The organism is Cobetia sp. Dlab-2-AX, assembly GCF_024124625.1.
Classification (GTDB): Bacteria; Pseudomonadota; Gammaproteobacteria; order Pseudomonadales; family Halomonadaceae; genus Cobetia.
In genome coordinates, this window is the sequence record NZ_JAMXRV010000003.1 from 261,325 (window position 1) to 284,402 (window position 23,078).

Consider the following 23,078-nt stretch of genomic DNA (forward strand, 5'->3'; position numbering starts at 1 on the left):
CGCGTTATCACGGCAACGTTATCGCGAAGGCCTGAGCGGCAGCAGTCTGATCGCGACAGCCTAGAGCGGCAGCCAGACGAAGCGTGCCGCCAACAGCAACAGGCTCGCCATACTCAACCACAGCAGCGGGGCCGGCGAGTCTAGGGGGGGCGAGGGCTGGCGCACGAAGGCGGGGTAGCTGATGCGCACCAGCGCACAGACCAGCAGACCCAGGCAGGCGCCGCCCAGCACATCGCTGAGGTAATGGACGCCAAGCGTGATGCGCGACAGGCCCATCAGCGTACAGGCGGCGATGGCTGCCCAGTAGATCCAGCGGCGTCGCGAGGAGGGCTGGCGCTCGGCGATGAAGGCGGCGGCCAGTCCGAACACCGCTACGCTGCCGGCGGCGTGGGCGCTTGGGAATGACATCGACCCTTCCAGGAAGGCGGGGGTGTCCGGACGCGGGCGCTGAATCAGGTGCTTGAGCACGGTATTGGCGCTGGCGATGCCCAGCCAGGCCGCCGTCAGATGCAACCATACCGCGTGGCGACCCTTGAGCAGCAGCCATACCAGCCACGGAGCCACGAGCGCCGCCAGGCCGGTACCATCGGCGAGGCGAGACAGCCCGAGGCTTGCCTCGCGCAGCCAGTCCTGGGGCAACAGTGAGGAGAGGCTAGCGGCCAGCGAGGCGGCCACGCGGTCGATCCACCAGGGCTCGGGATGGGCCAGCACCGCCAGACTCATGGCGGGCACGCTGATCACCGCGAAGATCAGCAGTGCCATCGAGGCGAGCGGGAATTCGCCCTCGGGGTCGGGATGGCGCAGCTGCCACCACAGACGCCGCCCGGAGGGGCTGCGACGCATGCGACGCGCCAGCCAATGATAGAGGCGGCCCTCGCGGCCCAGCTGGCGGCGTAGGAAGGAGAAGGCGAAGGCACAGGCGATCAGGCCGCTGGCCAGTCCGACCAGCAGGCCGTCGGCGCCTTCCGGAAGGGTAAATAGCGACTGCCAGGTCTGGCCCAGCAGATAGCCCGGCAGCAGGTAGGCCGGTGCCCAGGCCAGTGCCGAGAGGCCATTGACCAGGAAGAAGCGCGCCGGCGGCATGTCGAGCATGCCGGCGACCAGCGGGATGATCGGGCGCACCGGGCCGACGAAGCGCCCGAAGGCGATCGACCAGCTGCCGTGGCGATGAAAGAACTGCTGACCATGCTCGATCCACTCTGGATGGCGCGAGAAGGGCCAGCGGCCGGGCAGTTGATCGCGATAGCGGATGCCCAGCCAGAAGCTCACGCCATCGCCGATGATGGCGCCCAGCGCACCGACAGCCAGCAATATCGGCAGCGAGAGTTCGAGGTGGCCGGCCAGTGAGGCGCCGGCGGTGAGAATGACCACGCCCGGCACCAGCAGGCCGATGATGGCGAGCGATTCAAGCAGTGAGACCAGGCCGATGACGGCGACAAGGGCTGCCGGGTGATCGCTCAGCGTGGTCATCAGGATATCGATCATCACACTGGGGTTCAGCCAATGCAGCAGTGACGCAAGGGTGTCGCTCATTCATTGAGATCCATCAGGGCAAGCTGGCTGGCCAGCAGGCGTTGCTCGAGTTTCTGGGTGGTGTCATCGGCCTTGTACGTCACCAGGCGCGCGCGGGCAATGATGGAGCCGGTTTCCGGCTGTGTGGCCGCTGCCAGCGCCGCGGTCAGGCGCTCGCGCATGATCAGTGCTCCCGCCTCGCCGGTATTGGGCAGCATCAGCCAGAAGGAGGACTTGTCGCTGCGGCACAGCAGGTCGCCCTGGCGCGAGACCTCCTGCATCACGTTGCAGGCCATCGCCAGGCATTCGACGCGCCTGTCCTCGCCGAACTGCTCGCCGAGCATGTCCAGTTGCGGCAGATAGACGACCAGAATGCTGAACGGTTGGTCCAGCGCCCGCGCACGCGCCGCCTCACTGATCAGTCGTTGCTGACCGGTGCGGGCGTTGAAGGCGTTGCACTCGGTTTCCTCGCTGGCGGTCAGGCTCATGATCCCCGCCTGCAGGCTGTTGATGACGAACGGCTGGCTGGCCACCAGCAGCAGACACAGGTAGCGCAGTATCTCGCCGAAGTTGTCTTCCTGCTGACCCAATAGCCATAGCCACAGCGGTGCCAGCACCAGATTGAGCAACATCGCCGGTGCCAGGGGCAGCAGCAGCAGCGTCAGCACGCTGGGCAGCCCCAGCCACAGCGACATGCCCGGATAGGTGCCCGGCGCCTCGAGTGCCAGCATCAGATAGCTGGCGATCAGCGTCAGGTAGGAAGGCAGCGGCTGCTCATCATCGAGGTGATTGAGGCCGGCGGCAATCGCCATCAGCAGGGTGGCCAGCACCGGCGTCAGGATATGCTCGAAATCGCCCACCAGGTAGCGCCACAGGGCGTAGGTGGCGATCACCGCGGCGGCCAGCAGCATGATCAGTGTCTTGCGATTGGCGAGTTCCCGACGCTCGCTGTGCGCCAGACTGTGCAGAGGAGACATCAGTGATCATTCCCCCGCGATGGTGCCACGGCGACCTTGTCTGCCGCGCTGGCCTGTTTCAGGGTGTCTCGTCCGTCGTCTGACCGGGCTTCGTCTGAAAAAGCATCAGCATCGGCAGGCTTGCGAGGCAGTGGCGGCAGCAAGGTGATCGGATGAGGTTCATCGCTCAGATGGGCACTGAGGCGCTTGAGGTCCAGCGCTCCGGGATCACTGTCGTTGAGAGGCTGCACACGGGCGCGGACCGGCATCGCGAGATGCTCGATCAACTGGCGACGACGTAGGCTGGCCATGCGCTCGCCGCGGGTGACCAGCAAGACGGCCAGTGCCCCGTCATCGAGCTGGTAGCGGGTTTCATGCGGCAATGCGGCGCTGTCGAGGGTATTCATCAGGCGACGGTTGGCCAGGCGGCCGGTCTTGACCGGTGCGAGCAGGATCAATTCGATATGGATGTCCTCGCGATCGGCACGGGCAATTTCCCGCGGCAGGTCTCGCATCAGCTGGTACTGTGACCAGATCGCGCGGCTGGAATCACGCCGACCACGACGCTCCAGCTGCATCCAGACCTGCTGCTGGCGTCGCCCACCGATGGCACCGAGCGCCATCAGGGTCGCGGTGATACCGATGCCCAGGCTCAGCCAGTCACTGCCCAGCTGGCTGAGCGCCAGCCAGGTGGTGACCAGCCCGATCAGTGCGCAGGCCGGTGCCAGCCAGCGTGGGCGCGGATAAAGCAGCAGGACGGCAAAGCCCCACAGCCACATCAGGTGCTGTTGCGGGGCCAGCAGCACCAGTGCACTCATGATCAGCGCGACGCTGAGCATCACCAGCGTACGGAACCAGCGCAGGGTGAACAGCTCGTGGGCGAGAGAGACCACCAGCAACATCGTGCCGCCCACCGCCAGCAACAGGGCAGTGAGCGTCAGGCCGATACTGATCTGTCGTGCCGCTTCCAGCAGCAGCAATACAGAGCCGAGCAGACAGACGAACTGACTGAGACGGACTTTGAACTTGATCTCCATGGTGACTTATATTGGCACCTTTGCCGTGGATGGCGCGAAATCGGCCGAATTCCCTGGCCGAACGGTCTGTGACGTGGGTATTGCCTGCACGCTTGCAGGATGCGACGGTGCTCCGATCATGCAACGTCGTCTGCAATAATGGCAGCATACCCCAAACGGCGAGTGACAAAAGTGTCTACGCCTCTCGGGTCTTCACATAAGACCTTCACATCAGGTCTTCACGTCAGGGCTTCTCTGGGGAATGCCCTCGCGGGGCCCGGGCGATGATGAAATGAGTGCGTGGACACTGACAACCAGCGAGATTAGGCACATGAGTGAGCAGGGCAAGCACGACACCACGGACGTCGTGGCGTACATGAATCGTCTGGGGCACGCAGCGCGCGCGGCAAGCGTCGTGATGCGTCGCGTCGACAGCGGCATCAAGAATCGTGCTCTGCAGTCCATGGCGCGTCTGATCGATGAGCGTCGCGAGGCACTGGCAGAGGCCAACGCCGAGGACCTGACGCGTGCACGCGCCAATGGGCTCTCGGAGGCGATGGTCGATCGTCTCGCGCTGACGCCTGCGCGTATCGACGCCATGATCGAAGGGCTCGAGCAGGTCGCGGCGCTGCCGGACCCGGTCGGCGAGGTCGATGGTCTGCGCTCGCGTCCGAGCGGCATTCAGGTCGGCCACATGCGCGTGCCGCTGGGCGTGATCGGCATCATCTTCGAGTCACGCCCCAACGTGACCATCGAGGCGGCCAGTCTGTGCCTGAAGTCCGGCAATGCCTGCATTCTGCGCGGTGGCTCCGAGGCCGCGTCCAGCAACCGTGCGTTGAGCGAGATCATCAGCGAGGCGTTGGTGCTCTCCGAGCTGCCGGCCACGGCAGTGCAGGTCGTCGCCACCACGGACCGCGCCGCGGTCGGCGAGCTGATCGCGATGCCCGAGTTCGTCGATGTCATCATCCCGCGTGGTGGCAAGAGCCTCATCTCGCGTATCTCGCGTGACGCACGCGTGCCGGTCATCAAGCACCTTGATGGCATCTGCCACGTCTATATCGATGCCACGGCAGACCTGGCGATGGCGGTCCGGATCGCCGAGAACGCCAAGACCCATCGCTATGGCACCTGCAACACCATGGAGACCCTGCTGGTCGATGCGCCGGTTGCCGCCGAGGTCCTGCCGCGTATCGCCGAGCGTCTGGCGGCACATGAGGTCGAGATTCGCGGTTGCGAGCGTACCTGCGAAGTGCTGCCGCAGGCCGTGGTTGCCAGTGCAGAAGACTGGGACACCGAATATCTCGCGCCGATTCTGTCGATTCGCGTCGTGGAAGGCGTCGATGAGGCGATGGCGCATATCGAGCGTCACAGCTCCGGGCACACCGAGGCCATCATCACCGAGAACTATGCGCTGGCGCGTCGCTTCATGGCGGAGGTCGATTCCAGCTCGGTGATGGTCAACGCCTCCACCCGCTTCGCCGATGGCTTCGAATATGGCCTGGGTGCCGAGATCGGCATCTCCACCGACAAGCTGCATGCGCGTGGCCCGGTCGGGCTTGAGGGCCTGACGACCCGCAAGTACATCGTGTTCGGTGATGGGCAGATTCGCCAGTGAAGGATCAGGTCTCACCCGCCGAGGATCAGGCCGCGCCCGCGCAGACCTTGACGAACGAGAAGGCCCTGTCGCCCGAGGCGCTGGAGGACACCCAGTGCCCCTTGAATGCCGATGGTCTCGCGCAGGAGCGTGAGGCCCTGCATCACGGCGCCGAGTCGGCACATGATTCGCGCTCAAGGACTGACACGGCAGCGGAGCCGAGTTTCGAGGGCTGCCTCGGCCCGGTACCGCGTGTCGCCATGCTCGGTGGTACCTTCGATCCCATCCATCACGGCCATCTGCGCAGTGCCATCGAGCTGCGCGAAGCGCTGGGGCTGGATCATGTGCTGCTGGTGCCTTCGCATCAGCCGCCGCATCGCGCCGCGCCCGGCGTCAGCAGTGACCAGCGGCTGGCGATGCTGGAAGCCGCGATAGAGGCAGAGCCGGGCCTCAAGGCCGATGGGCGTGAGCTGCTGCGCGGTGGGCCTTCCTACAGTGCCGACACCTTGGCCAGTCTGCGCGCCGAATACGGCCCGCAGGCGCGGCTGGTGATGGCCATCGGCCATGACGCCTTCCTCAAGCTCGGGGAGTGGCATGCCGCCGATCGTCTGTTCGATGACGCCCATGTGGTGGTGATCGAGCGACCGGACCATGATGCACCGCTGCCCCGGGCGCTCGAAGCGTTGATCCAGGGGCGCGAGGTCGACTCGGTGGCGGCCTTGATGGCGCGCCCGGGTGGCCACCTGTTGCGCCTGTCGCTGCCGACACGCATGGCCATCAGCGCCACCTTCGTGCGTGAGCGTCTCGCGCTGGGCGACAGCGTGCGCTACCTGCTGCCGGAAGCGGTGATCCGTCATATCGAGGCGCATGGCCTCTACTGTCCGTCATCGAGCTGAGCCCACTATCGAGCTGAGCGTTGTGGCTCTGAACGTCCTGTCGCGTGCGAGCGTGGCACCATGAGAGGGGCGTCACTGCCGCGATCCCTCATCGCCGTGCGTGGCGCTCCTTTGGCGAGTAAATGACGATGCCCATAGGCGCGCGCATCGCCAACGGGTAGAATGCGCCCCCTGCCGAACAAACTCCCGAGGAATCATGCAGACCGAAGCTCTTAAAAACCTGGTTGTCGACGCCCTTGAAGAACTCAAGGCCCAGGAAATCAGCGAGATCAATGTCTCCAAGCTGACCAGCGTCACCGATGTGATGGTGATCGCGACCGGTACGTCCAGCCGCCATATCTCCGCGCTGGCCAACAACGTGCAGGTCACCGTGAAAGAAGCCGGCGTCAAGCCGCTGGGCTGTGAAGGCGAAAACGGCTCCGACTGGGTGCTGCTGGATCTGGGCGATGTCGTCGTCCACGTCATGCTGGCCGAAACCCGTGCCCTGTACGACCTCGAGCGCCTGTGGAGCGATCTGCCCCGCGAGACGCGTGAAGAGTACGAGCAGAGTCATTGATCCTGCCAGCCTGACCCGACGGGTTGCTCGTCGGGGCATGCCAACCGCGCGTTACGTCCTTGCCGGTCGCGATGTCGCGGGCAGGGAGTATCCGATGGAAGGACCGCGGGCTTGCCCGGCGTTCTGACACAGCACGGGACAGGACATGAAGATCCGAGTTTTGGCGGTCGGGCAGAAGATGCCGGACTGGGTGGAGAAGGGTAGCCGGGAATATCTCAAGCGCATGCCGCGGGATTTTTCGCTTGAGTTCATCGAACTGGCGCCCGGCAATCGCGGCAAGAATGCGGATATTGCCCGTGCCATGGCCAGTGAAGGCGACCGGATGCTTGAAAAACTCAAGGGAAATGAACATGTTGTCGCCCTTGATGTCCTAGGTAAGGCTTGGAGTACCGAGCAGCTTGCCCAGCATGCCGATGATTGGCGGCAGGGAGGGCGAGACGTGGCCATCCTCATCGGTGGCCCGGATGGGCTCGACCCACGCCTGCTGGCACGTGCCGATCAGCGCTGGTCGCTCTCGGCACTGACGCTGCCGCACCCCCTGGTGCGCATCGTGCTGGCGGAACAGCTTTACCGCGCCTGGACATTGCTGGTCGGGCACCCCTATCACCGGTAAGCGCCTGCCGCTTGCGACACGACACTGGTTGCGAGACCCGCCATGCGCCAACGCCGGGCGACGATAAAGAATCCTCAACAGGAAGTGCGGATCTTTCGCCTTCGCAGCATCGTGGCTGCCGGCCTCGTGCTGGTGCTGGCCGGATGTCTGCTGGCGCGACTGCTCTTTCTGCAGGTCGTGGAACACGACATCTACACCACGCGCTCGGACAAGAACCGTGTGCGTGTCGAGCCCTTGCCGCCTACTCGCGGCCTGATATATGACCGCAACGGTCAGCTGCTCGCCGAGAATCGTCCCAACTACAATCTCACCATCGTGCGCGAACGCGCCGGTGATCTCGAGACGACGCTGGAACGCCTGGTCGAGATTCTCGATCTGCCGCCCGATGAAGTCGAAGACTTCAAGGAGCGCTCGCGTCAGCGTCAACGCCCCTATCAGCCCGCCCTGTTGATGAGTGAATTGAGCCAGGAGCAGATCGCTCGTCTGGCCGTCAATCGCTATCGCCTGCCCGGCGTCGAGGTCGAGGCGCAGCTGCTGCGCTACTACCCGGATGCCAAGCCGCTCTCGCACACCCTGGGCTATGTGGGGCGCATCAATCAGGCCGAGCTCAAGACCCTCGACAAGGGCAACTATTCGGGCACCCACTTCATCGGCAAGACCGGCATCGAGCGCTTCTATGAAGAGGAGCTGCACGGCCAGGCCGGCCTGCGCAAGGTGGAAACCAATGCGCGGGGTCGCGTGCTGCGTGAGCTGTCGCGGATCGACCCGGTGCCGGGCAAGGACCTGACGCTGACCATCGACCGCGGCCTGCAGGATCTCGCCTATCGGCTGCTCAAGGGGCGGCGTGGTGCCATCGTGGCCATCGAGCCCGAGACGGGTGACATCTTGGCGATGGCCTCCGTGCCGGGCTTCAACTCCAATGAGTTCGTCACCGGCATCAGCGTCAAGAGTTATCGCGCGTTGCAGAATGATATCGACCTGCCGCTGTTCAACCGTGCCATTCGCGGCCAGTACCCGCCGGCCTCGACCGTGAAGCCCTTCATGTCGCTGGCGGGGCTGGAGAACGGTGTCATCACCACCAGCACTTCCTTCTACGATCCCGGCTATTTCCAGCTGCCCAATGACAGCCACAAGTACCGCAACTGGCTGCGCTGGGGGCATGGGCGCGTCAACATGCGGCGTGGCATCGCGGTCTCCAATGACACCTTCTTCTACAACGTTGCCTATCGCCTGGGGATCGACCGCATCAGCGAGTACATGCACAAGTTCGGTTTCGGTGAGCAGACGGCGCTGGACGTGCAGGGCGCGCTGCCCGGTCTGATGCCGTCCAAGCAATGGAAGCGCAATCGCTACGACAAGCCCTGGTACCCCGGCGAGACCATCTCCATCGGTATCGGTCAGGGCTACTGGCTTGCCACACCGTTGCAGCTCGCCTCGGCGGAGGCCGTGCTGGCCAATCGCGGCAGGCACGTGACGCCTCACCTGGCCAAGCGCATCGGCGACGAGACGGTATTGCTGCCCAGAAGCGAGGAAAAACCGGATGTGGTGCTGGACAATCCGGCGTGGTGGGACGATGTCATCGCCGCGCTCGAGGACGTGGTCAGCGGGCGAGAAGGCACGGCGCGCAAGTATGTCGGGCCCGGTCTCAAGTACCGCATGGCCGGCAAGTCCGGTACCGCCCAAGTCTTCACCCTCGGACAGGACCAGAAATACAACGGCGAGGAGCTTGCGGAGCGTCTGCGTGACCACGCCCTGTTCGCCGCCTTTGCGCCGGTCGAGCACCCGGAGATAGCCGTCTCCGTGGTGATCGAGAACGGCCAGGGCGGCAGCTCCGTGGCGGGTCCGATGGCACGCGCCGTCACCGATTACTGGCTGTTGCCGCGCATTGACCCCGAAGCGCGTGAGGCGGCGCTCACGCTGGCTGCCGCTCTGGCACCGCCGGAGGCACCGGCGGGCGAGAGTGAGCAAGGAGAGAACGATGCCGACTGATTATCAGCGCTCGATGCGTGGTGTAGGTGGGGATCTCAGTCATCGCCGCCGCACCAGTCTATGGGAGCGTATCCACCTCGACCCCTGGCTGCTGCTGCTGTTGTTGGCCGTGCTCGGCTGCGGGCTGATCGTGCTCTATAGCGCCAGCGGTCAGGATATCGATTTCACGCTGCGCCAGGCCTCACGCCAGGCGCTGGCGCTGGTGATCATGATCGGGCTCGCCCAGTTGTCACCCGCCACGCTTTACCGTTGGGCGCCGGTCGCCTATGGCGCTGGCTTCCTGATGCTGGTGGCAGTGGAGGTGCTGGGGGATGTCGGCATGGGCGCCCAGCGCTGGCTGGTCATCCCCGGGGTGGTGCGCTTTCAGCCCTCTGAGCTGATGAAGCTGGCGATGCCGATGATGGTCGCCTGCTGGCTCGGGCAGCGCCCGTTGCCCCCTCGCTGGCGAGATCTGGTCATCTGCGCCGTGATCATCGTCGCGCCGGTGCTGCTGATCGCGCGCCAGCCGGACCTCGGCACCTCGTTGCTGGTCGCTGCGGCGGGCGTGTTCGTGATCCTGCTGGCAGGGCTTTCCTGGAAGCTGATCGCCTTCTTCGGTGCCTTGATCGCCTCGGCATTGCCGCTTCTGTGGATGGTGATGCACGACTATCAACGCCGCCGTGTGCTGACATTCCTCAACCCGGAGTCTGACCCGCTAGGCGCGGGCTGGAACATCATCCAGTCCAAGACGGCCATCGGCTCGGGCGGCATCTTCGGCAAGGGCTATACCCTGGGGACCCAGTCCCAGCTCGAGTTTCTGCCGGAGCGCCATACCGACTTCATCGTCGCGGTCATCGGGGAGGAATTCGGCCTGATCGGCATGAGCTTCTTCCTGGGGCTCTACGTGTTGATCGTGCTGCGCGGGCTGGTGATGTCCAACAATGGCCAGGACAGTTTTGCACGGCTGACGGGGGGCGCGATCATCCTGACGTTCTTCGTCTACGTCTTCGTCAACATCGGCATGGTATCGGGTATCTTGCCGGTCGTTGGCGTCCCGTTGCCGCTGGTCAGTTATGGTGGGACCTCCAGCGTGACCTTGCTGGCAGGCTTCGGTATTCTCATGAGCATTCATACCCACCGGCGCCTATTGTCGCGATGACGTGGCGGCCAGTTGCCGAGTGGCAAGGACATTCGCGAGCCCAAGCTCGCAGACAGGCAAGGAGAGAGTCGATGACGGTGATCAATGCGTGTGGGCGACGTCTGAAGCACTGGGGCGCAGCCCTGGTAATGGTGGCACCGCTGCTGGGAATGTCAGGCGTGGCCAAGGCGGCGCCTGATGGCTTCGCCCCGGCGACTCACCCGGAAACGGCCAGGCTGGTCGACGAGCTGGTGGCCAAGGGGTTGGATCGCGATCGCGTGACCGAGCTGATGAATCAGGCCGATTACAGCCAGAAAGTGCTGGATGCCATGTCGCGTCCGGCGGAAGGTCATCTGCGCTGGGACCAGTACCGCGCCATCTTCATGAAGCAATCACGCATCGAGGCTGGGGTGAAATTCATCGCCGAGCATCGTGAGACCTTCGATCGCGCCCAGGCCGAGTATGGCGTGCCGCCGGAAGTCATCGCCGCCATCATCGGTGTCGAGACCTTCTTCGGCAAGCACACCGGGACTCACCGCGTGATCGATTCACTGTCCACGCTGGCCTTTGATCACCCGCGTCGTGGCAAGTTCTTCCGTGGCGAGCTGGCAGCCTTCCTGCAGCTGACGATAGAGCAGGGCATCGACCCGCTCTCCATCAAGGGCTCCTACGCCGGCGCGATGGGCTATCCGCAGTTCATCCCGACCAGCTATCAGGCCTATGCGGTCGATTTCGATGGCGATGGCGTGCGTGATCTGTGGCACAACCCGGTCGATGCCATCGGCAGCGTCGGCAACTACTTCGCGCGTCATGGCTGGAAGGCCGGTGCGCCGGTGGTCAGCGCCGCAGATGGTCCCGGGACGCCGCCGTCGTCCGTCACCTTCAACAAGACGAAAAAGCCGTACATGAGCGTTTCCGCGCTTGAGGCGGCCGGTGTCCAGGTGGCAGACGACGTGGCCGGCAATACCCAGGTGATTCCGTTGGCGCTGGACCTGAAACAGGGCTACCGCTATGCCGTCGGCTACGACAATTTCTACGTCATCACGCGCTACAACCACAGTCACATGTATGCGATGGCCGTGGATGAGCTTTCCCGTGCGATCAAGCGTCGTCTCGAGGACGGAGGTGCGGGTTGAACTGGTCACGCGCGCTACCGCTGACCCTCGCGCTTGCCCTGCTGGCTGGCTGTGCCAGCAGTGGGGGCGGCACCCAGGTCAGTGATGGTGCCTCGGCGAGCACCGGCAAGAAGGCGGGCAAGAACAGCCGCTACGAGTTGGACAGCGATGCCTATCCCGATGATGCGCCGGATGTCTCGGCGGTGCCCGATGAGGTACCACGTGTCGAACCCTATACCCGCAGCGGCAATCGCAGCGAGTATGAGGTATGGGGCAAGACCTATCGCGTAATGGATGATCCGCGCGGTTACGTGGCCGAGGGCACTGCTTCCTGGTATGGCAAGAAGTTTCATGGCTACGCCACCGCCAGTGGCGAGATCTATGACATGTACACCATGACGGCGGCTCACAAGTCGCTGCCATTGCCGACCTATGCGCGTGTCACCAATCTGGACAACGGCAAGCAGGTCATCGTCAAGGTCAACGACCGTGGCCCCTTCCATGAAGATCGCCTGATCGACCTGTCCTACAGCGCGGCGTGGCGCCTGGACATGCTGGACCACGGCACTGGGCACGTGCGTGTCGAGGCCCTCGATGCCACGACCTGGAAGCCGGGCCCGAGCCCGACCCAGGGCACGGCAGAGTCCGAGCGTCTGCTGGTGCGCAGTCAGGCGGTACGTCGCGAACAGGGCATTGCCGGACTCGACGCGATGCAGGCAACCGGCGGTTCCGTGGCCTCGAGCGCTTCCGGCGCGAGCGTTGCCGCCAAGCCCGTGGTAGCCTCTGCTGCGCCGAGCAGCACGCCCTCAGTGGCGAGCGGGGAAGCTACCTTCCTGCAGGTCGCGGCGGTCAGTGATCTGAGCAAGGCCGACAGCATTCGTGCCAGTGTCAGCTCCCGTCTTGGGAGACCGACTCGCGTGCTGGGTAGCGGCGACCTCTACAAGGTTCAGGTCGGTCCGCTGGAAGACAGTGTCCGTATTGAATCGCTCAAGTCGGCGCTGGCCGATGCTGGCTATGCCGGGGCTTTCAGTGTCACGGCAGAGCGATAAGGGCCGCAGGCCCGTTTTCATCCATCATGCGCTTCGTGAAGAGGCGCAACCTGGCCGAGGCGCAAGCCTCGGCTTATGCATGAGTGTCAAAGAGATTCCAACATGTCCCTGAAAGCCCGACTTCTTCCTCTTCGGCGTCGATTCTCCGCGCTGATGGCGGCCAGCGGCATTGCGCTGTTCGCAGGCGTTGCCGCCACCCCGGCCCATGCCATCGAGACGGATACCCTGATTCCGGCCGCGCCGCAGCTGGCGGCGTCTTCCTGGATCCTCATGGACGCCAATTCCGGGCGCATCCTGGTCGAGCACAACGCCGACAAGCGCCTGCCGCCGGCCAGCCTGACCAAGATGATGACGGCCTACCTGGTCGAGAGCGAAATCGACGACGGCAAGCTGAGTCCGGACGAAGACGTACGCATCAGCGTCAATGCCTGGAAGACGGGTGGCTCGCGCATGTTCATCCGCGAAGGCACCAGCGTCAGTGTCGATGACCTGCTGCACGGTGTCATCATCCAGTCCGGCAACGACGCCAGCGTCGCGCTGGCCGAGCGTATCGGCGGCAGCGAGGGCTCCTTTGCCGACCTGATGAACCAGCACGCCAAGCGTCTGGGCATGAAGAACACCCACTACATGAACGCCACTGGCCTGCCGCACGCGGAGCATTACTCCACGGCGCACGACCTGGCGATTCTGGCGCGTCGCATCATCAAGGATTACCCGGATCACTACGAGATCTATTCCCAGAAGTACTTCACCTGGAACGGTATCAAGCAGCCGAACCGCAACAAGCTGCTGTGGCGTGACAAGGACGTTGATGGCCTGAAGACCGGCCACACCGAAGAAGCCGGCTACTGCCTGGTGGCATCCGCCAGGAAGGAAGATACCCGCCTGATCAGTGTCGTGATGGGTACCAAGTCCGAAGAGGCGCGTGCGCAGGAATCCCAGAAGCTTCTGACCTACGGCTTCCGCTACTTCGAGAGCAAGAAGCTCTATGACAAGGGCGCGGTACTCAATCAGGCGCGTGTCTGGGGTGGCGAGAAGGACCAGGTACGTCTGGGCATGGCCCAGGACGTCTTCCTGACCGTACCGAGTGGCCAGGCTGACAAGCTGACCGCGCGTCTTGATCTCAAGGACACCATCAAGGCCCCGGTTCAGGCCGGCGAGCAGTACGGTACCCTGCAGATCAAGCTGGACGACAAGGTGCTGGCCGAAGAACCACTGGTCGCACTGGAACCGGTGGAGCAGGGCGGCCTGTTCAAGCGTCTGTGGGATGCCCTGATGCTGTTCTTCCACGGCCTGTTCAACTGAGACAGTCGTCTGGCTGTGTGACGTGACGCGGCCGATGACATGATTCAGTGATGGCAGTGGGGTGCGCGTGCTGGCGGTGCCAGGCGCGCGCCCCTGAATATCGCGGTCGTGTACTCAACAAAGGGCGATCCGGCTGACGGATCGCCCTTTGTTGAGTAGAATGGTCGGAAATAGAGTTACCTGAAGGGCTATCCCCATGGCCAAGACGCCAGCAGCTGGTGGGCAGACGCCCCCGAAGATTGAATTCCCGTGTGATTTCTCCCTCAAGATCGTCGGCACCGCCGCAGAAGATCTCGTCGAGGTGGTTTGCAATATCCTGGAAGTGCATGCGCCGGGCTTCGATGCGACGGCCATTACCTGGCAGGACAGCAAGAACGGCAACTACCGCAGTATCCGTGTGGTGATCCGTGCCACCGGTACCGATCAGCTGGATGCGCTGCACCGTGACCTCAAGGCCACCGGTCGCATCCACATGGTGCTGTGATCCAGGCATGAAACGCTGGATTTCCTTGTCTTGCGCCTTGATGACAGGAGCGCATGCATGAACACGATTCACGTCTACCACCTCGGCCTCAAGGCCTATGATGAGGTGTGGTCGGCCATGCGCCACTTCACCGATATGCGTGCGGCCGATGCGCCGGACGAGCTATGGGTGGTGGAGCACCCGCCGGTCTTTACCCAGGGCCAGGCGGGCAAGCCGGAGCATCTGTTGATGCCGGGCGACATTCCGGTGGTTCAGACCGACCGTGGCGGCCAGGTGACCTATCATGGGCCCGGCCAGCTGGTGCTCTACCCGCTGCTCAACGTCAAGCGAGGCAGCATCGGCGTTCGCCAGCTGGTGACGGCGCTGGAAGAGACGGTGGTGGCAGCGATGGCCGAGCACGGCATCGAGGCCTATCCGCGCCCGGACGCGCCAGGCGTCTATGTGAAGAAGGCGGCGCAGCGTGGTGATGACCCGCGTCGTTCGATGGAAGAGGCCAAGATCGCCTCGCTGGGACTGCGCATCCGGCGTGGTTGCAGCTTTCACGGCGTGGCGATCAATCTGGACATGGACCTCGCGCCCTTCGGGCGCATCAATCCCTGCGGCTATGCCGGCATGGCGATGACCCAGCTGCGCGATCTCGTTCGCGCACCGGTGGATCTCGCCAGCGAGCGTGACCGCCTGGTGCGTTGTCTGGGCGCAAGCCTGGGCGATGTGACCCTGACTCCGGTGAGCGGCCTGCCCGCGGCACTGGCTGACATTTCTCGAACAGCAGGACAGAACTGATGACCGAGACCATCGCTACCACGAAGCCCGCTCCCTCCGCTGCTCCTGCCCGCAAGGAGCGTGGCGTGAAGCTGCGCGGCGCCGAGAAGGTTGCCCGCATTCCGGTCAAGGTGATTCCCACCGAGACCTTGCCCAAGAAGCCGGACTGGCTGCGTGTGCGCATGCCGGCCTCGCCGGAAGTCACGCGCATCAAGCAGACGCTGCGCAAGCACGGTCTGCACACGGTCTGTGAGGAAGCCTCCTGCCCGAACCTGGGTGAGTGCTTCAGCGGCGGCACCGCCACCTTCATGATCATGGGGGATATCTGCACCCGTCGTTGCCCGTTCTGTGACGTGGCGCACGGTCGTCCCAATGCATTGAACGCCGACGAGCCGCGCGAGCTGGCCGAAGCCATCGCCGAGATGCGCCTGAATTACGTCGTCGTGACCTCCGTCGACCGTGACGACCTGCGCGATGGTGGCTCCAACCACATCGCCGAGTGCATCCGCGAGATTCGCGAGAAGTGCGACGGCACCGAGATCGAAGTGCTGGTGCCCGACTTCCGTGGCCGCATGCAGGTCGCGCTGGACGTGCTCGAGCAGACACCGCCGGATGTCTTCAACCACAACCTGGAAACCGTGCCGAGCCTTTACCGTCGCGTGCGCCCGGGTGCCGACTACCAGTGGTCACTTGATCTGCTCAAGGGCTACAAGGAGCGTCGTCCGGAAGTGAAGACCAAGTCCGGTCTGATGCTGGGGGTCGGCGAGACTGACGAGCAGGTGCTCGAGGTCATGCAGGACCTGCGCAACCACGGCGTCGACATGCTGACTCTGGGTCAGTACATGCAGCCGTCGCGCAACCACCTGCCCATCGATCGCTGGGTGCATCCGGACACCTTCGATTGGCTCGGCCAGAAGGCGCGCGAGATGGGCTTCTCGCATGTTGCCTCCGGCCCGCTGGTGCGCTCTTCCTACCACGCCGACAAACAGGCGCACGGTGTGGAAGTGAAGTAAGCCGCACTGCTGACATGCCGTCAGTAGCCTGAACGAAAAACCGCCATGGAGCTTGTTTCCATGGCGGTTTTTTCATGTTTTTCATGTGGTCTGTGTCATCAGGACGCTATGTTCATTGCTCGGTCGCCAGCGGCAGGCAGGCCACGCTGTGCCCGGGGATGGGCTCCATCGGCGCGCTGAAGTGCGCATTGAGCTCCGGCAGCAGCTCGCGCACGAAGCGCAGGAACAGCTCGGTGACCGGCGTGGGGTAGCGGTCCTTGGGGTAGACGGTGCACCAGCTGCGTCTGAGCGGGAAGCCCGGCAGCGATGGCGAGGCCAGCAGGCCTGAGGCCAGCTCGAGCTGAACCGACAGTCGCGGCAGGATCGCCACGCCCAGGTGTGCCATCACGCCTTGCTTGATGGCCTCATTGGAGCCCAACTCCAGCGTATGGCGCAGCGAGACACGCTCGCGTGCGGCGAACTCCTCGAAGGCGGTGCGCGTGCCCGAACCGGGTTCACGCATCAGCATGTAGTACTGCGCGAGGTCTTCCAGGGTGATGCCCTTGACCTCCAGCAGCGGATGACCGGGCCAGACGACGGGGATCAGCTCGTTGTCGAGAATCGGCATGAAGGCCAGATTGGCGTCATCCGGCACCATGCCCATGATCACGAGATCATCGCGCCGCTCGGCGAGGCGTTCGAGCGCCTGGCCGCGATTGCAGACGCGCAGGCGTACCGACACTTCCGGATACCGTGCCCGAAAGCGCGCCAGAATATGCGGCACCACGTACTGTGCGGTGGACACGGCCGCCAGGTTGAGCTCGCCGCGGATGGTGCCGGCGATCTCCGACAGCTCCATCTGCAGGCTCGAGACCTCGCCGAAGATCGACTGCACCGAGTTTGCCAGGGCATCAGCCGCCGGCAGGATATGTAGCGTCTTGCCGGCATATTTGAACAGCGATTGCTCGAGTGCCTGCTCCAATTGACGAATCTGGGCACTGACGGCGGGTTGCGTCAGGCCAAGTTGCTCGGCCGCACGGGAGTAGGACTGCTGGCGATGAACCGCTTGGAACACCTGTAACTGTCTGAAAGTTAAGCGATTCAACAAGTTTGGACGCGACATGACACACCCAGTCATAAGGTTTTACTTATAGATTGGCAAAAAAATATCAACTTTTCTATTGGTCTCTCGCTGGGTAGCGTGGAACGCATGCTACCTCGTGTCTTTCAGCGCCGTTGTCGCGTCTGGCGGTCAATGACAAGCGCACGACCGGAGCACCACAACAAGATCACGCGTCACGTCCGGGAGAGTCACCATGTTTCGCAAGTTGCTGATTGCCAACCGAGGGGAAATCGCAGTGCGCATTGTACGCGCCTGTGCCGAGATGGACATCCGCTCAGTCGCTGTCTACACCGAACCGGATCGTTTCTCCTTGCACGTCAAACGCGCCGATGAAGCGCATTTCATCGGCGAAGACCCGCTGGCCGGTTATCTGGACGCCCGCCGCCTGGTCGATCTCGCGCGCGAGACCGGCTGTGATGCCATCCATCCGGGCTACGGATTCCTGTCGGAGAACGCCGAATTCGCGGCCATCTGTGAAGCGGCGGGCATCGCCTTCGTGGGGCCGGCCAGCAGTGTCATCGCCCGCATGGGCGACAAGACCCAGGCCCGCGATGCCATGAAGGCGGCCGGCGTGCCGGTGACGCCGGGCTCGGCCGGCAATCTGGCCGATGTCGAGGAGGCGCTGAGTGTCGCCGAGCAGGTAGGCTACCCCGTCATGCTCAAGGCTACCTCAGGCGGTGGGGGGCGCGGTATCCGGCGTTGTGATGATGCTCATCAGCTCGAGCAGGCCTGGGAGCGCGTGATCTCGGAAGCTACCAAGGCCTTCGGCAGTGCCGATGTGTTCCTCGAGCGTTGCGTGGTCGACCCGCTGCATATCGAGGTGCAGATCTTGGCGGACCATCACGACAACGTGATTCATCTGTTCGAGCGTGACTGCTCCATCCAGCGTCGCAACCAGAAGCTGATCGAGATCGCCCCCAGTCCGCAGCTCACACCGGAGCAGCGCTCCTACGTCGGCGAGATGGCAGTGCGTGCCGCACGCGCCGTCGGCTATCGCAACGCCGGTACCGTGGAGTTTCTGGTCAAGGGCAACGAGATCTACTTCATGGAGATGAACACTCGCGTGCAGGTGGAGCACACCATCAGTGAGGCCATCACCGGCGTGGATATCGTGCGCGAGCAGATCCGCATCGCCTGGGGCCACAAGCTGGCCTTCCGCCAGGAAGACATCCGCCATCACGGCTATGCGATCCAGTTTCGCATCAACGCCGAGGACCCCAAGAACGACTTCCTGCCAAGCTTCGGGCGCATCACGCGCTACTATGCGCCGGGCGGGCCTGGCGTGCGCACCGATACCGCGATCTATACCGGCTACACCATCCCGCCGTATTTCGATTCCATGTGTCTGAAGCTCATCGTGTGGGGGCTGACCTGGGAAGAGGTCATCAATCGTGGTTCGCGGGCCCTCAGTGACATGCGCCTGCAGGGCGTCAAGACCACGGCGCCTTACTATCAGGAAATCCTCAAGCACCCTGATTTTCGCAATGCGCACTTCGATACCGGCTTCGTGGCCGCTCACCCGGAATTGACTCAGTACTCGGTCAAGCGTCTGCCGGAACAGACAGCGCTGGCGATCGCGGCGGCCATCGCGGCCCACGCCGGGCTCTGATGCGCACCTGTTGCCCCTGATGTCGTGAATCTCCCCTGATCTTCACCCGGTTCACGTAGCCAACAATGAGAAGGACCCCAGACATGACAGCTGCAACTCCCAACACCCCCGCCGTCGATCACTTTGATCGCGTCAAGGTCACCGAAGTCGTGCTGCGCGATGGCCACCAGTCGTTGATCGCGACCCGCATGCGCACCGAGGACATGCTGCCGATCGCCGCGCGTCTTGATCAAGCCGGTTTCTACAGTCTCGAGGTGTGGGGCGGTGCAACCTTCGATGCCTGCGTGCGTTTCTTGAAGGAAGACCCCTGGGCGCGTCTGAAGGCGCTCAAGGAAGCCATGCCCAGCACTCCGCTGCAGATGCTGCTGCGCGGCCAGAATCTGCTCGGCTATCGTCACTACGCCGATGATGTGGTGGAGGCCTTCGTCGAGCGCGCTGCGGCAGGTGGCATCGATATCTTCCGTGTCTTCGATGCCTTGAATGACCTGCGCAACATGGAAACCGCCATGCGCGCGGTCAAGAAGGCCGGCAAGCACGCCCAGGGCACCATCTGCTACACCGTGAGCCCGGTGCATACGCTGGAAATGTACGTCGAGCAGGCGCGCAAGCTGGTCGAGATGGGGGCCGATTCCATCGCCATCAAGGACATGGCCGGCCTGCTGACGCCGTACGCTACCTATGATCTGGTCAGCGCGCTGGTCGAGGCGGTCGAGGTGCCGATCCACCTGCACAGCCACGCCACGGCGGGCCTGGCGCCGCAATGCCAGATCAAGGCCGTCGAGGCGGGCTGTCGCCATATCGACACCTGCATCTCGGCCTTCGCCGGCGGCACCAGCCATCCGGCCACCGAATCCTTCGTGGCCTCGCTGCGCGGCACCCAGTGGGATACCGGCCTTGAGCTGGAGTCGCTGCGTGAGATCGGCGATTACTTCCAGGAAGTGCGCAGCAAGTATGCGGCCTTCGAGAGCGAATTCACCCGCGAGGATGTCTCGGTCCAGATCAGTCAGATCCCCGGCGGCATGATGTCCAATCTGGCCAGCCAGCTGAAGGAGCAGAATGCCCTGGAGCGCATCCGCGAGGTGTTCGATGAGATTCCGCGTGTGCGTGCCGATCTCGGCCATCCGCCGCTGGTCACCCCGACCTCGCAGATCGTCGGCACCCAGGCGGTACTCAACGTGCTGACCGGCGAGCGCTACAAGAGCATCACCAACGAGGTGAAGCGCTATCTGCAGGGCGGTTACGGACAGGCGCCGGCACCGGTCAATGAAGAGGTGCGCTCGCGTGCCATCGGTAACGCGCCGGTGGAAGTCGGGCGCCCAGCCGATCTGCTCGCGCCGGAGATGACGCGCCTCACCGAGGAGCTGGGCGAGCTGGCCGAGTCCCCCGAGGACGTGCTGACCTTCGCCATGTTCCCGGAGCTGGGACGTGACTTCCTCAACGAACGCCGCGCCGGCACGCTCACACCGGAAATCATCCCCCAAGGCGAGCCGGAACGCCCGGTGACCTCTGGCGTGCCGACCGAGTTCGTCATCGACGTGCACGGCGAGTCCTACGCGGTGCAGATCACCGGCGTCGGCGGTGCCAAGGGCAGCAAGCGTCACGTCTACCTGACCCTGGACGGCATGCCGGAAGAGGTGGTGTTCGAGGCCAAGGACGATTACGTGGCGGGCGGCCAGAGCGGCGGACGTGCCAGCGCCTCGGCGCCGGGCCATGTCACCACCGCGATGCCGGGCAACATCGTCGAGGTGCTGGTCGCGGTCGGTGACAGCGTCACCGCGGGCCAGTCAGTGTTGATCAGTGAAGCGATGAAGATGGAGACCGAGATCGCCGCGCGTGTCGACGGTACCGTCAAGGCCATTCATGTCGCGCGTGGCGATCGCGTCACGCCGGGCGAAGTGCTGATCGAGATCTCATGAGGCCAGCGGCGGCGAGGTTGTAAAAACCGGCCGCCGTCACCATCTGCTAGGCATCAAATTACCAGGGGCGGCAGGGTACCTTCGATGTCTCGCCGCCCCTTCCTTGAAAGGGACTGACATGACAGCACATTTCGAACAGGCACCCGGCCTGAGTGAACAGATCGACCCGGCGACCCGTGGCTACGTCTTCAACCAGACCATGCTGCGCATCAAGGACCCCGAGCGCAGCCTTGATTTCTACACCCGCGTGATGGGCATGCGTCTGGTGCGCAAGCTCGACTTCCCGGAAATGCAGTTCAGTCTTTATTTCCTCGCCTATCTGGATGATGACCAGGCCAGTCAGGTGCCTGGTGATGATCTCAAGCGCACCACCTACACCTTCGGGCGTGAGGCGATGCTTGAACTGACCCATAACTGGGGCACCGAGAATGACCCGGACTTCGCTTATCATGACGGCAACGCCCAGCCGCAGGGCTTCGGTCATATCGGAGTGAGTGTGCCAGATGTCTACGCGGCCGCCGAACGCTTCGAGTCGCTGGGCGTCGAGTTCGTCAAGCGTCCTGATGATGGCAAGATGAAGGGACTGGCCTTCGTGAAGGACCCCGATGGCTACTGGATCGAGATCCTGCGCGCCGATACCTTCGAGCGTCAGGCCAACGGCGAAGCCTGAGACAGGCGGCCGCTGTAAAGAACCGCCACCACCGGCATGCCCGGGGTGGCGGTTTTTCGTTCATCCGAAACTCCGCGTTGCAGGGGTGTCAGCGGCATTCGCTTGCTGCAATGATGATGTCTGACTGACACTCGCAAGGCGCTCATTATTGATCGCCCTTGAGATCGATCGCCCATGATGAAAGAGGAGATAGCCATGTCTGAGAATGCACAGCGGTTGAGCGGCAAGGTGGCGGTAGTCAGTGGGGCTTCACGCGGGATCGGTGCCGGGATCGCGCAGCGCCTGGCGGCTGACGGTGCTCACGTCATCGTCAATTATCGCAGCGACAGTGATGGCGCCTTGCAGGTCGTGACGGATATCGAGTCGCGGGGCGGCAAGGCGATCGCCGTTCAGGCCGATGTCGGTGTCAGCAGCGACGCGGCACAATTGTTCACCGAAGCCCGGCGCGTGTACGGCGGCGTGGATATCCTGGTCAACAATGCCGGCATGAGCCTCTACAAGCCCATCGCCGATTTCACGGATGACGACTTCGCCAACCTGATGCAGGCCAATCTGACCGGTTCCTTCAATCTGATGCGTGAGGCGGCGCGGCATCTGCGTGATGGCGGACGCGTGATCAACATGTCCACCTCGGTGACGCGGCAGATGTTCGCGACCTATGGGCCCTATGCGGCTTCCAAGGCCGCGGTGGACCAGCTGACGCGGGTGCTGGCCAAGGAAGTCGGTGAGCGAGGCATCACGGTCAATGCCGTGGCGCCGGGCCCGACGGACACCGGCCTGTTTCGTCATGGCAAGAGTGAAGAGACCATCGAGCGTCTCAAGGGGATGGCGGCGCTGGGACGCATTGCAGATCCGCAGGATGTCGCGGCGGTGGTGGCCTGGCTTGCCAGCGAAGATGCCGGCTGGGTAAGTGGGCAGGTCATTGGCGCCAATGGCGGCTTTGCGTGAGATCACCGAGGTGGGTTTTGCCTAACACCGCCTCTGTTTACGGCTATGCTGTTGTCAGGATGAGGTTTGTTCAGACATCGGCATGAGGGGCTGGTATGAAGGTGACAGCTAGCGAAGTCCACGGCGATATCTCGCCGCAGGGCGTGATCCCGGATTCCGATGGTTCGTGCGTGGGTTATCCCGGGCGCCTTGGGGGGTACTCGCGCGAGTGTGCGCTCAAGCTCTATGCCAACGACGCCCAGCTCAAGGCCTACGCAGGTATCGAGGAGGTCATCAGAGCACTGGCGGAAGGCGAGATCGATACCGCCGTGGTGCCCTGGTCGCGTGGGCATCAGCGTCCAGTGCGTACCACGCATCAGGCCCTGGCCTTCTGGACGGGCATCTGCGTCGAGCGGCGGGTCTTCCGTGCCATCAGTCTCAGTCTACTCGGCCCCCCCGGGGCTTCGCCGTCGGCGGTGAGGCGTATCGTGGCACGGGAGGCTCTGTTCGAAGAGTGCGATGCCTGGCTGCAGCAGAACCTGCCGGAGGTCGAGCGGGTAGAGTGTCTGCACATGGCGGATGCACTGGACATGGCAGAGAGTCGCGGTGATACGCTGGCCATCGCGCCGCCATCACTGGCACGCCGTCCGGGGCTTGTGTGCCTCGCCCAGCGCATCGAGGATGACCCCGGTCGTGTGGCGCAATTCGCGGTGCTGAGGCGTGATCACGCGCGGGTGCGCGGCCAGTGCTTTTCCTGTGACGCCACGGTGGATGAAGGGCAGGGCAACGCCGTGCTGTCCGGTGCCAGCGAGCCCACCGGGTGAGGGTCGCCGCTCGGCCCTGGGTTCCGTTATGCTGAAGGCCATTCGTCATCAGA

Annotated in this window: 21 protein-coding genes; 17 read left to right on the forward strand and 4 right to left on the reverse strand. The window is 63.7% G+C overall.

What is annotated here, in order from left to right; all coding sequences use genetic code 11:
- Positions 1-60: 60 nt before the first annotated feature.
- The 3 genes from NH396_RS06820 to NH396_RS06830 are packed head-to-tail and all read right to left on the reverse strand — an operon-like array spanning position 61 to position 3,505.
- Complete coding sequence (locus NH396_RS06820; protein WP_253062444.1) at positions 61-1,533, reverse strand: bifunctional DedA family/phosphatase PAP2 family protein; 1,473 nt, start codon at positions 1,531-1,533, stop codon at positions 61-63.
- Positions 1,530-2,489 (reverse strand): diguanylate cyclase, encoded by a 960-nt coding sequence (locus tag NH396_RS06825; protein ID WP_253062456.1) that lies wholly within the window; start codon positions 2,487-2,489, stop codon positions 1,530-1,532. The genes NH396_RS06820 and NH396_RS06825 overlap by 4 nt, the downstream gene beginning before the upstream one ends.
- On the reverse strand, positions 2,489-3,505 hold the full coding sequence (locus NH396_RS06830) for a hypothetical protein (protein ID WP_253062458.1): 1,017 nt from the start codon (positions 3,503-3,505) through the stop codon (positions 2,489-2,491). Before NH396_RS06830 ends, NH396_RS06825 begins: the two co-directional genes overlap by 1 nt.
- 310 nt (positions 3,506-3,815) lie before the next feature.
- Between NH396_RS06830 and NH396_RS06835 the strand changes: the two genes are divergently transcribed.
- The 12 genes from NH396_RS06835 to lipA all read left to right on the forward strand — a co-directional run bounded on the left by NH396_RS06835 (position 3,816) and on the right by lipA (position 15,977).
- Positions 3,816-5,099 (forward strand): glutamate-5-semialdehyde dehydrogenase, encoded by a 1,284-nt coding sequence (locus NH396_RS06835; protein ID WP_253062460.1) that lies wholly within the window; start codon positions 3,816-3,818, stop codon positions 5,097-5,099.
- A gap of 239 nt (positions 5,100-5,338) precedes the next feature.
- Positions 5,339-5,974 (forward strand): nicotinate-nucleotide adenylyltransferase, encoded by a 636-nt coding sequence (gene nadD, locus NH396_RS06840; RefSeq protein WP_253062748.1) that lies wholly within the window; start codon positions 5,339-5,341, stop codon positions 5,972-5,974.
- 196 nt (positions 5,975-6,170) lie between these two features.
- Positions 6,171-6,530 carry a ribosome silencing factor gene (rsfS, locus tag NH396_RS06845; protein WP_176676385.1) on the forward strand — a complete coding sequence of 120 codons (360 nt, stop codon included), beginning with the start codon at positions 6,171-6,173 and terminating at the stop codon, positions 6,528-6,530.
- Positions 6,531-6,675: 145 nt separating this feature from the next.
- Complete coding sequence (gene rlmH, locus NH396_RS06850) at positions 6,676-7,143, forward strand: 23S rRNA (pseudouridine(1915)-N(3))-methyltransferase RlmH (RefSeq protein ID WP_253062462.1); 468 nt, start codon at positions 6,676-6,678, stop codon at positions 7,141-7,143.
- A gap of 42 nt (positions 7,144-7,185) precedes the next feature.
- The gene (gene mrdA / locus NH396_RS06855; protein WP_253062464.1) at positions 7,186-9,132 is read left to right on the forward strand and encodes a penicillin-binding protein 2; all 1,947 of its coding nucleotides are present in this window, start codon (positions 7,186-7,188) and stop codon (positions 9,130-9,132) included.
- Positions 9,122-10,270: a rod shape-determining protein RodA gene (gene rodA, locus NH396_RS06860; protein ID WP_175088240.1), complete on the forward strand. Its 1,149-nt coding sequence runs from the start codon at positions 9,122-9,124 to the stop codon at positions 10,268-10,270. Before mrdA ends, rodA begins: the two co-directional genes overlap by 11 nt.
- Before the next feature lie 71 nt (positions 10,271-10,341).
- Positions 10,342-11,385 carry a lytic murein transglycosylase B gene (gene mltB / locus NH396_RS06865; protein WP_176676387.1) on the forward strand — a complete coding sequence of 348 codons (1,044 nt, stop codon included), beginning with the start codon at positions 10,342-10,344 and terminating at the stop codon, positions 11,383-11,385.
- Positions 11,382-12,413 (forward strand): septal ring lytic transglycosylase RlpA family protein, encoded by a 1,032-nt coding sequence (locus NH396_RS06870; RefSeq protein WP_253062466.1) that lies wholly within the window; start codon positions 11,382-11,384, stop codon positions 12,411-12,413. The genes mltB and NH396_RS06870 overlap by 4 nt, the downstream gene beginning before the upstream one ends.
- A gap of 102 nt (positions 12,414-12,515) precedes the next feature.
- On the forward strand, positions 12,516-13,718 hold the full coding sequence (locus tag NH396_RS06875) for a D-alanyl-D-alanine carboxypeptidase family protein (protein ID WP_253062468.1): 1,203 nt from the start codon (positions 12,516-12,518) through the stop codon (positions 13,716-13,718).
- 196 nt (positions 13,719-13,914) lie between these two features.
- On the forward strand, positions 13,915-14,202 hold the full coding sequence (locus NH396_RS06880; RefSeq protein WP_043331948.1) for a DUF493 domain-containing protein: 288 nt from the start codon (positions 13,915-13,917) through the stop codon (positions 14,200-14,202).
- Between the two features lie 57 nt (positions 14,203-14,259).
- Complete coding sequence (lipB, locus tag NH396_RS06885) at positions 14,260-14,985, forward strand: lipoyl(octanoyl) transferase LipB (RefSeq protein ID WP_253062470.1); 726 nt, start codon at positions 14,260-14,262, stop codon at positions 14,983-14,985.
- Positions 14,985-15,977 (forward strand): lipoyl synthase, encoded by a 993-nt coding sequence (lipA, locus tag NH396_RS06890; RefSeq protein ID WP_052384342.1) that lies wholly within the window; start codon positions 14,985-14,987, stop codon positions 15,975-15,977. The genes lipB and lipA overlap by 1 nt, the downstream gene beginning before the upstream one ends.
- A gap of 112 nt (positions 15,978-16,089) precedes the next feature.
- On the opposite strand, the gene NH396_RS06895 is transcribed toward lipA, so the two are convergent.
- Positions 16,090-17,079, reverse strand: coding sequence for a LysR family transcriptional regulator (locus NH396_RS06895; protein WP_043331946.1), 990 nt, complete (start codon positions 17,077-17,079; stop codon positions 16,090-16,092).
- A 193-nt stretch (positions 17,080-17,272) separates the two neighbouring features.
- Between NH396_RS06895 and NH396_RS06900 the strand changes: the two genes are divergently transcribed.
- From NH396_RS06900 to NH396_RS06920, 5 genes are all read left to right on the forward strand, one after another.
- On the forward strand, positions 17,273-18,688 hold the full coding sequence (locus tag NH396_RS06900; protein WP_253062472.1) for an acetyl-CoA carboxylase biotin carboxylase subunit: 1,416 nt from the start codon (positions 17,273-17,275) through the stop codon (positions 18,686-18,688).
- 83 nt (positions 18,689-18,771) lie between these two features.
- Positions 18,772-20,604, forward strand: coding sequence for a sodium-extruding oxaloacetate decarboxylase subunit alpha (gene oadA, locus NH396_RS06905; RefSeq protein WP_253062474.1), 1,833 nt, complete (start codon positions 18,772-18,774; stop codon positions 20,602-20,604).
- 118 nt (positions 20,605-20,722) lie between these two features.
- Complete coding sequence (gloA, locus tag NH396_RS06910; protein ID WP_176676392.1) at positions 20,723-21,274, forward strand: lactoylglutathione lyase; 552 nt, start codon at positions 20,723-20,725, stop codon at positions 21,272-21,274.
- 195 nt (positions 21,275-21,469) lie between these two features.
- Positions 21,470-22,222: an SDR family oxidoreductase gene (locus NH396_RS06915; RefSeq protein WP_253062476.1), complete on the forward strand. Its 753-nt coding sequence runs from the start codon at positions 21,470-21,472 to the stop codon at positions 22,220-22,222.
- A 95-nt stretch (positions 22,223-22,317) separates the two neighbouring features.
- Complete coding sequence (locus tag NH396_RS06920) at positions 22,318-23,025, forward strand: prephenate dehydratase domain-containing protein (protein ID WP_253062477.1); 708 nt, start codon at positions 22,318-22,320, stop codon at positions 23,023-23,025.
- Positions 23,026-23,078 lie beyond the last annotated feature (53 nt).